Below are 8,573 nucleotides of genomic sequence, written 5' to 3' on the forward strand. Positions count from 1 at the left end.
GCCATGCGCGAGGCCTGGGCCGCCTGCCGCAGGGCGTCCAGGTCCGGCTGCTCGGGCGCCGGGGCGACCTGCGCCTGGGCCGGTACGCCCGGCTGAGCCGAACGCGCCCGCTGCGGCTGGTTCTGCGTCTCGAAGATGCGCTCGCCCTGATTGGCGACGCGCAATCCGCCGGGATCGTCCGGGCGGATGCGCAATGGCCGGCTATCGGCCTCGATGACCGGGACGCCGTTGGACACGGCGCGCGACACGCCCCACACGGCCGCCGCGCCGACCCCCAGCACAGCGGTCAGCCCGCCGGCCATGGCCAACATGCGCCAGGGCAATCCCCCACTGCTCTGGCGCTGAACCCGATAGGACGGGACGGTATGAAATTCGCTCACCGCATCTCCTCGACTGGCGTCACCCCCATGACGCGCAGGCCCGAGCGGATCACCATGGCCGTGGCGGCGACGAGGGCAAGCCTCGCGCGCGTGGCGGCCGGGTCTTCCTCCCGGATGAAGCGCAGGGTCGCGTCATCGCGGCCCCGGTTCCACAATAGGTGAAAGTCCGCCGCCAAGTCACCCAGATAGAACGCAATCCGGTGCGGTTCCCGCGCCGCAGCAGCGGCCTCCACGGTGCGGGGCCAGGCCATGATGCGCCGGATCAGCGCCATCTCGGCGGGATCGGAGAGCGAATCCATCGAGGCTTCCGCCAGTTCCGCGTGTGCCGGGTCCCCTGCCTGGCGCAGCACGGAGCGGCAGCGGGCATGGGCGTACTGGACATAGAAGACCGGGTTGTCGCGCGACTGCTCGACCACCTTGTCCAGGTCGAATTCCATCTGGGCATCGGCCTTGCGGGTCAGCATGGTGAAGCGGACCGCGTCCTTGCCGACCTCGTCGATCAGGTCGCGCAGGGTGACATAGGTGCCGGCGCGCTTGCTCATCCGCACCGGCTCGCCGTTCTTCATCACCTTGACGATCTGCGCCAGCACCACGTCCAGCGGCACCGGCCGGTCGCCCGACAGCGCCTTCACCGCCGCCTGCATGCGCTTGACATAGCCGCCATGGTCGGCGCCCCAGACCTGCACCAGCTCGTCGAAGCCGCGCGCGATCTTGTCGGCATGGTTGCCGATGTCGTTGGCGAAATAGGTGTTCGACCCGTCGCTCTTGCGCAGCGGCCGGTCCACGTCGTCGCCGAACTGCGTGGAGCGGAACAGCGTCTGCGGGCGCGGCTCCCAGTCGTCGGGGGTCTTGCCCTTGGGCGGCTCCAGCACGCCCTCGTAGACATAGCCCTTGGCCGCCAGCTCGGCGATCGCCTTGTCCGCCACGCCGTCGCGGACGAGTTGCGCCTCGCTGATATAGACGTCGAAGCTCACGCCCAGCGCCGCGAGGTCGTCGCGGATCTCGGCCATCATCGCGTCGATGGTGAAGGCGCGCACGGCGTCGAGCCAGAGCGCGGGATCGGCGGGCGCCGCGCCGGGTGCCAGGCTGTCGCCGAACTGCGCCTTCAGCGCCTCGCCGACCGGGATCAGGTACTCTCCGCGATATTGCAGCCCGCCGGGCACCTGCGCCGCGAACTCCTCCTCGGTCAGCGTGGTGCCGAGGGCCTGGAGGTAGCGCCAGTAGGCCGCCCAGGCGAGCGCCTGCACCTGTGCCCCGGCATCGTTGATGTAGTATTCCTTGGTGATGTCCCAGCCGGCCTTGGCCAACAGGTTGGCCAGCGCGTCGCCCACCACGGCGCCGCGGCAATGGCCCACATGCATCGGCCCGGTCGGGTTGGCGGAGACGTATTCCACGTCCACCTTGCGGCCGCCGCCCAGCCCGCCGTCGCCATAGGCCTCCCCGGCCCGCAGCACGACGGGGATCTGGGCCCGCGGCACGGCCTCACGCAGCCGCAGGTTCACGAAGCCCGGCCCGGCCGGCGCGGCCTCGGCCACCAGGGGCGAGGCCGCCAGGCGTGCCGCCAGCTCGGCGGCCAGCTTCGGCGGCGGCAGCTTCGCCTGCCTGGCCACCACCATCGCGGCATTGGTCGCCATGTCGCCATGGGAGGGGTCGCGCGGTGGCTCCACCAGGACGCGGGCGAGCGCCTCCTCCGGCAGGTCCGGCAGGATGGCGCGGAGCTGCGCGACGACCTCGGCACGCAGGGTCTGGAAAACGTCCTGTGACATGGAAGTTCCTAGTGGGCTTTGCCGCGGGGCAAGAAGGGTCTCTCTAGCGTCATGGCCTCCCGGGGGGAAACCTCCGGCCGCGCCTATCCGGGCATGTTCGGGTCGGTGAGGCGCCGGTGCTCCTCCAGGGCGAAGCGGTCGGTCATGCCGGCGATATAGTCGCAGACCACCGCCGCGGTGCGCGCGCTGCCCGGCCCGTCTGCCTGGGCGCGCCATTCCGGCGGCAGCATGTCCGGCCCGCCATGCAGCAGGGAGAAGGTCACCTGCAGCACGCGCCGGGTCTTCTGCGCCGTGCGGTTCACCCGCCAATGGCGGTACATGCGCTCGCGCAAGAAGGCCCGGGTCTCCTCGTTCAGCGCCGTCATGCGGGCGCTGAACACCACCACCGGCGCGGCGGCGGCACGGATGTCGTCGGCGCTGCGCGGCTCCAGGATGGCGATGCGGCGCTGCGCCTCGGTCACCACGTCGTTGACCATGGCATTGATCACCCGGCGGATGATCTCGGCCGCGAGGCGGCTCCGCGAGGTGCCCTCCGGCGCACGCGCCCGCGCATCCTCCAGCGCCTCGGCGATCAGCGGCAGGTGCGCGATCTCCTCCAGCGTGAAGATCCCGGCCCGCAGCCCGTCATCCAGGTCGTGGTTGTTGTAGGCGATGTCGTCCGCGATCGCCGCCGCCTGCGCCTCGGCGCTGGCATGGGTGGACAGCTCCAGCGGATGCCGGGCGTCGTACTCCGCGATATAGGGTGGCGGGCGGCGCAGCGGGCCATTGTGCTTGGCCAGCCCTTCCAGCGTCTCCCAGGTCAGGTTCAGCCCATCGAAATCGGCATAGCGGCGTTCCAGCGCCGTCACCGCCTTCAGGCTCTGGGCATTGTGGTCGAAGCCACCCCAGGGGCGCATCACCCCGTTCAGCGCCTCCTCCCCGGCATGGCCGAAGGGCGGGTGGCCCAGATCGTGCGCCAGGGCCAGGGCTTCGGCCAGATCCTCGTCCAGCCGCAGCTGCCGGGCGATGGAGCGGGCGATCTGGGCGACCTCAATGGAATGGGTCAGCCGCGTCCGGAACTCGTCGCCTTCGTGGTAGATGAAGACCTGCGTCTTGTACTGCAGCCGTCGGAAGGCGGTGGAATGGATGATCCGGTCCCGGTCCCGCTGATAGGGGGAGCGCGCCCCGCTGCCCGGCTCGGCCACCAACCGCCCTCGCGACGCCGCCGGGTTCACCGCCCAGGGGGCCAGGCCGGAAGGAAGAGGGCCGGACGTCCCGTCGGGACCGGCGGGCGAACCGGAGCGGGTCGCGGAATGTGGGTCCTGCACGGGGAGTGGGCTCGGATCTGAGGGAAAAGGGGTTCCGGCCCTAGCACCGGCCATGCGGGCGCGGCAACCCCGCCTTCCCGCCCGGCTCCGCGCCCGTATGGCCCTCATCTGGCATAGGCGGTTGGAAAGCGGTGGCGGGACGTCCTATCTAGGGGACCGATGGAGTCCCGATGACCATGCCGGACGGTAGCCAGACACCCTCTTCCCCGCCCTTCCGCGCCACGCCGCGCGCCCACCGGCAGATCGCCGAGATCGCCGCCCGCGAGGGCCGCCCCCGGGCCGGGCTGCGCCTCGCGGTCGAGGCCGGGGGCTGCTCCGGGCTGCAATACAAGTTCGAGCTCGCCGACGAGCCCGAGGCCGGGGACACGGTCGTCCGGGCCGAGGACGGGACGGGCGCGCCGGTCTTCATCGACCCGGTCTCGCTCGATTTCCTCCAGGGCGCGGAGCTGGACTGGGCCGATGCGCTGATGGGCGCGCATTTCGCCGTGCGCAACCCGCAGGCCGTCTCGGGCTGTGGCTGCGGCGTCTCCTTCGCGGTCGGCTGAGAAGGCGTCACCCCTCCCTTGCGACTTTGCAGCTTCAACGTGAACTCGGCGCGCAAGCGTGCGCCGAACCTCCGCCACATGCTGGAACGGCAGCAGCCCGACCTCGTCTTCCTGCAGGAGCTGAAGTGCAGGACCGAGGAATTCCCGACCATGGAGTTCGAGGCCCTGGGCTACCGCTGCCACGCCGTGGGCCAGCCCGGCGGGCGCAACGGCGTGGCGGTGCTCTCGCGCATCCCCTTCGAGGTGCTGGGCGAGACCCTGCCCGGCGAGGCCGAGGACGACCATGCCCGCTTCATCGAGGTGCGGGCGGCGGGGATGAACCTGATCGGCATCTACCTGCCCAACGGCAATTCCCGCGGCGAGGAAGGCTATGCCTACAAGCTGCGCTGGATGGAGCGGCTGCGTGCCCTGACCGCCGAGCGGCTGGACCGCTTCACGCCGCTGGCCATCCTGGGCGATTTCAACGTCTGCCCCACCGAGGCCGACCTCGCCCCGCGCACCCTGCCGCCCACCGATGCGCTGGTGCGCCCGGAAAGCCGCGCCGCCTTCCGCGCCCTGGTGAATCTGGGCCTGACCGACGCGGTGCGGGCGCTGCACCCGGAGGAGGCGATCTACACCTACTGGGACTATGGCCCGGCCTTCGAGCAGAACCGGGGGCTGCGCATCGACCATGCCCTGCTTTCGGCGGAACTGGCGGAGCGGCTGACCGGCACCTCCGTGGACGTCGCTGCCCGGGCGGCAGAAAGCCCCTCCGACCACGCGCCGGTGCTGTTCGACCTGGCGGATTGAGCCTCGCTCCCCGCCCGGGCGGGGCGCCTATCGCAGCCGCGTCACATCCATGGCGAAGACCAGCGGAAAGAAGGTCGGCCAGCCGTTCCAGCGTTGCGAGCCCGCCTCGCTGACCGACCAGAGCAGCCCGTCCCGGTCGAAGCCCAGATCCTCGATCCCACCAGGCGCGCCATGGCTTTCCAGCCGGGTGCCATCCTCGGGGTCCAGCCGGTGCAGTTCGCCCGGCGCGGCGCCGGCGCTGCAGGCGATCCAGATCCGCCCCTCGGCATCCGCCGCCGCTCCCTGCGCCCGGAGCGGCAGCGGGATATCACGTACCGCATCGGCCGGGGTGACGGGATGACCGTCCCCTTCCACGAAACGTTGCACCGGCACGGCATGGAGACGCGGGCTGCCGCTCTTGCGCCAGGGACCGAACCAGAGGGAGCGGCCGTCGCAGGCGAGGAAGGCCGGCCCCATCGACCGGTCCACCCGCCGCGTCGCAAGCGGCCTCGGCCCATCCGGCGCATCGAGGCTGGCGGCGTCGAGCGCCAGGACGATGCCCGAATTCGCGGCGAAGAGCACCTGCCCGTCCGTGGCGAGGCCACCGGGATGACCGAATTCCTCCGGCAGCGCGAAGCTGCCCCGCAGGCTGCCGTCCCGGCGCGACAGCCGGAAGACTCGCGAGGGGCCGTCCGCCTGATCGTGCGTCAGGCTCTGATAGGCCGCGACCAGGATCTCCTCGCCCAGCACGGTCAGGCCCTGCGGCACATAGGCCTCGTTCAGCCCGGGCGCCCAGAAGCGGCGCGGCATCGCCGCCTCGTTCGGCACCGCACTGAGCGCCCGGTCGGTATAGCGCGGCGCATCCCCGGGAATGCCGTCCCGCGCGGAGACCGGTAACGGAGCCGGTTGCGCCGATAGAGGGCCGGGCGCCAGGACCGCCGCACCGAAACCCAGGGCCCCGCCGAGCAGGTGGCGGCGACGCAGCCTGCCCGTCACCGCGTCAGCGCCAGCCACCGGGTTCCCAGGCCCAGCCACCCCGGGTCCAGACCCACTCGCCATGCCTCCAGGTGCCCCCGCCCACGATGTGGCGGAGCACGTAGCGCCCGGGCTCCCAGCGATAGGCGACGCCGTCCCACTGCCAGTGTCCGGGCTGCCAGACATACTCCGCGCCGGGCAGGCGCGGCGGCTCCGGCTCGACACGCAGGGCGGGGATCGGCGGGTAGGGCTGCCGCGAGGCATGGGGCGGCATCGCGGGCAGCGGCTGAGGCGGCGGCACACAACCGGCGACCAGCGCCAGGGTGGCGAGCGGAGCCGCGAGGCGCATCACGGCATGGGCGGCGGAAAAAGCGGGACGGAACGGCAAGAGAGTAGGGACTCCGGGCGAAAGGCAGGCAGGATGCACCATGGCCATCCTGCCCGGAGCGTGCCGCCGGATGAAAAGCGGGAGAGACGGCCCACCCGCTTTCCATCCCTCCCGGCGGCGCGGGGTCACGCCCGGCGCGGCGCCTGCCGGGCGAAGGTCAGCACCAGCACGTCCCGGTGTCCCGGCCGCGACGGGTCGATCGGCACCACGGGCGTCACCCCGTGCCAGACCCGCCGGTCGTCCAGCAGAACCGTGTCCAGCGGGTTCTCCAGGGTGAAGCTCGCCTCGCCGGGGAGGGTGCCATCCTGGGCGTCCACGCGGATGCCGGTCACGCCGCCCGCCACGTTCTCGCGCCCGATCAGGGTGACCAGCACGAAGTCCACGCCGTCACGGTGCATGCCCTCCGGCGTCGGCTTACCGGCGGCGTTGGGACGCGCCTCGATGCGGAACTGGTGCATCTCCACATGCCAGCGGGGCGGCGGCGCCTCGGCCATCTCGAACACCGCCCGTGCCCCGCTCAGCAGGCGCGACAGCGGCGCCCCGGCCGCGATGCCGGGATCCACCGGCTCGAACCATCGCTCCTGCCCGCCATTCAGCGGGTTGTGGTGCAGGGTCTGGTAATGCGGCTGGTGGGCCCCCTGGATCAGGGGCTCGCCCTGCGCCGCGCCGAAGACGGCATGGCGGCGCAGGCGGTAGCGGCCGCCATCGGCCATGTGCGTGTCGGGACGAAGGTCGCTCCAACTCGCCACGAATTCCTTCCAGGGCGCGCTCGCCAGGGCCTCCCCCGCCGGGTCGAGCAGGCGCGTGACCTCGTGGCCGGGCAGGAAGACATGGCCCGATTGGCGGATGGCCTCCGCCAGCTCCTCCCGCCTTCTGGTATTCACAGTCATGGACGGTGCTCCAGCATCACCTGCTTCATGCGTCGCACGGCGGCGCCCAGGCCATCGAACAACGCCTGGCCGAGTAGGAAGTGGCCGATGTTCAGCTCCACGATCTCCGGAACGGCGGCCATCTCGGCGGCGGTGACATAGTCCAGCCCGTGCCCGGCATGGCACTCGATGCCCAGCGCCGCGACCTGCCGCGCCGCCTCGGCCAGGCGCAGCCGCTCCCGGTCCCGCGCCGCGCCGGGTGCTGCCTCGCAATAGGTGCCGGTGTGCAGCTCCACCGCTCCGGCGCCGAGCCGCCCGGCGGCCTCGATCTGGCGCGGCTCCGGGTCGAGGAAGAGCGAGACCCGCGTCCCTGCCCCGCGCAGCGCCGCCACGACAGGGGCGAGCTGCGCCTCCAGCCCGGCGGCATCCAGGCCGCCCTCGGTGGTCAGCTCGGCCCGGCGCTCCGGCACCAGGCAGGCGGCGTGCGGACGGATCGCGGTGGCGAACTCCGTCATCTCCGCCGTCGCGGCCATCTCCAGGTTGATCGGGGCTTGCAGCCGCTCCCGCATGAGGCGGACATCGGCGTCGCGGATATGGCGGCGGTCCTCCCGCAGATGCACGGTGATGCTGTCGGCGCCGCTCTCCAGCGCCAGGACCGCCGCGGCCAGCGGGTCGGGATGCGTGCCGCCGCGCGCGTTTCGCAGCGTGGCGACGTGATCGACATTCACACCCAGCCGGATGGGAAGATTCATGTGGCGGCTCCGGGAATGGTGTTGCGGCGGGCGGCCATTTCCGCCGCCATGCGCAGGGCGGCGAGGAGGCTGCCGGGTTCGGCGATGCCGCGACCGGCGATGTCGAAGGCGGTGCCATGGTCCGGCGAGGTCCGCACCACCGGCAGGCCCAGGGTGACGTTCACGCCGCCATCCATGTCGAGCGTCTTCAACGGGATCAGCGCCTGGTCGTGGTACATGCAAAGCGCGGCGTCATAGCCGGCACGGGCGCGGGGCGTGAACATCGTGTCCGGCGGCAGCGGGCCGAAGGCGTCGATCCCCCCGGCGCGCAGGGCCTCGATGGCCGGGACGACGATGCGCCCTTCCTCGTCGCCCATGGCGCCCCCTTCCCCGGCATGCGGGTTCAGCCCGGCCACGGCGATGCGCGGCGCGGCAATGCCGAAATCCGCCTGGAGGCTGCGGTGCAGCACGCGGGCGGTGCGGAGGATCTCCGCCGTGGTCAGCTCCGCCAGCGCGCGGCGCAGAGAGACATGGATGGTCACCGGCACCACGCGCAGATCCGGGCAGGCCAGCATCATCACTGGCGGCTCGGCGAGGCCGGTCAGTGCACCGAGATATTCCGTATGCCCCGGGAAGCCGAAGCCCGCGCCGTAGAGCGAGGCCTTGCTGATCGGGTTGGTGACGAGGCCGCCGGCCTTGCCCGCCTGGGCGAGCCGCACGGCCGTCTCGATGGAGGACAGGATGGCGGGCGCATGCGCCGCGTCGGGCCGCCCAGGCGTGACCGGCGCGGCGAGCGGCACCGGCAGCACCGGCAGGCGCTCCCGGAAGAGGGTGGCGGCCCCGG

The 8,573-nt window shown here is 72.0% G+C and carries 9 protein-coding genes and 1 pseudogene; 2 read left to right on the forward strand and 8 right to left on the reverse strand.

Annotation, left to right across the window (positions count from 1 at the left end; all coding sequences use genetic code 11):
* From ROTAS13_RS14495 to ROTAS13_RS14505, 3 genes and pseudogenes are all read right to left on the reverse strand, one after another.
* Positions 1–380, reverse strand: a pseudogene (locus tag ROTAS13_RS14495) (hypothetical protein); the annotation flags it as partial.
* A complete protein-coding gene (argS, locus tag ROTAS13_RS14500; protein ID WP_075822686.1) occupies positions 377–2,146 on the reverse strand; it encodes an arginine--tRNA ligase in 1,770 nt (589 codons plus the stop codon). The pseudogene ROTAS13_RS14495 and the gene argS, both read right to left, overlap by 4 nt.
* A gap of 83 nt (positions 2,147–2,229) precedes the next feature.
* Positions 2,230–3,375 (reverse strand): deoxyguanosinetriphosphate triphosphohydrolase, encoded by a 1,146-nt coding sequence (locus ROTAS13_RS14505; RefSeq protein WP_037249989.1) that lies wholly within the window; start codon positions 3,373–3,375, stop codon positions 2,230–2,232.
* 248 nt (positions 3,376–3,623) lie between these two features.
* Here ROTAS13_RS14505 and ROTAS13_RS14510 point away from each other — a divergent pair, with 248 nt between their 5' ends.
* Together ROTAS13_RS14510 and xth are read left to right on the forward strand one after the other, a co-directional pair.
* Entirely contained in the window at positions 3,624–3,998 is a 375-nt protein-coding gene (locus tag ROTAS13_RS14510) for an iron-sulfur cluster assembly accessory protein (RefSeq protein WP_075822687.1), read from the forward strand.
* 18 nt (positions 3,999–4,016) lie between these two features.
* Positions 4,017–4,787, forward strand: a complete 771-nt coding sequence (xth, locus tag ROTAS13_RS14515) for an exodeoxyribonuclease III (protein ID WP_019459867.1) — start codon at positions 4,017–4,019, stop codon at positions 4,785–4,787.
* 27 nt (positions 4,788–4,814) lie between these two features.
* Here the strand turns inward: xth and ROTAS13_RS14520 are convergent, their stop codons facing one another.
* From ROTAS13_RS14520 to pdxA, 5 genes are all read right to left on the reverse strand, one after another.
* Positions 4,815–5,780 carry a hypothetical protein gene (locus tag ROTAS13_RS14520; protein WP_126281862.1) on the reverse strand — a complete coding sequence of 322 codons (966 nt, stop codon included), beginning with the start codon at positions 5,778–5,780 and terminating at the stop codon, positions 4,815–4,817.
* Complete coding sequence (locus ROTAS13_RS14525; RefSeq protein WP_075822689.1) at positions 5,767–6,129, reverse strand: YXWGXW repeat-containing protein; 363 nt, start codon at positions 6,127–6,129, stop codon at positions 5,767–5,769. Before ROTAS13_RS14525 ends, ROTAS13_RS14520 begins: the two co-directional genes overlap by 14 nt.
* A 125-nt stretch (positions 6,130–6,254) precedes the next feature.
* A complete protein-coding gene (locus ROTAS13_RS14530; protein WP_075822690.1) occupies positions 6,255–7,019 on the reverse strand; it encodes a 2OG-Fe dioxygenase family protein in 765 nt (254 codons plus the stop codon).
* Entirely contained in the window at positions 7,016–7,750 is a 735-nt protein-coding gene (locus ROTAS13_RS14535; protein WP_058389723.1) for a pyridoxine 5'-phosphate synthase, read from the reverse strand. The genes ROTAS13_RS14530 and ROTAS13_RS14535 overlap by 4 nt, the downstream gene beginning before the upstream one ends.
* Positions 7,747–8,573 (reverse strand): 4-hydroxythreonine-4-phosphate dehydrogenase PdxA (pdxA, locus tag ROTAS13_RS14540; protein ID WP_075822691.1); only part of this gene is annotated, 827 nt, incomplete at its 5' end. The genes ROTAS13_RS14535 and pdxA, both read right to left, overlap by 4 nt.

The sequence above is a fragment of the Roseomonas sp. TAS13 genome, from assembly GCF_001950415.1.
Classification (GTDB): domain Bacteria; phylum Pseudomonadota; class Alphaproteobacteria; order Acetobacterales; family Acetobacteraceae; genus Roseomonas; species Roseomonas mucosa.

Excerpts from the sequence above, each read along its gene's own strand:
- ROTAS13_RS14510 (WP_075822687.1), top strand. The coding sequence starts at position 3,624 with ATGACCATGCCGGACGGTAGCCAGACACCCTCTTCCCCGCCCTTCCGC.
- ROTAS13_RS14535 (WP_058389723.1), bottom strand. The coding sequence starts at position 7,750 with ATGAATCTTCCCATCCGGCTGGGTGTGAATGTCGATCACGTCGCCACG.
- ROTAS13_RS14530 (WP_075822690.1), bottom strand. The coding sequence starts at position 7,019 with ATGACTGTGAATACCAGAAGGCGGGAGGAGCTGGCGGAGGCCATCCGC.
- argS (WP_075822686.1), bottom strand. The coding sequence starts at position 2,146 with ATGTCACAGGACGTTTTCCAGACCCTGCGTGCCGAGGTCGTCGCGCAG.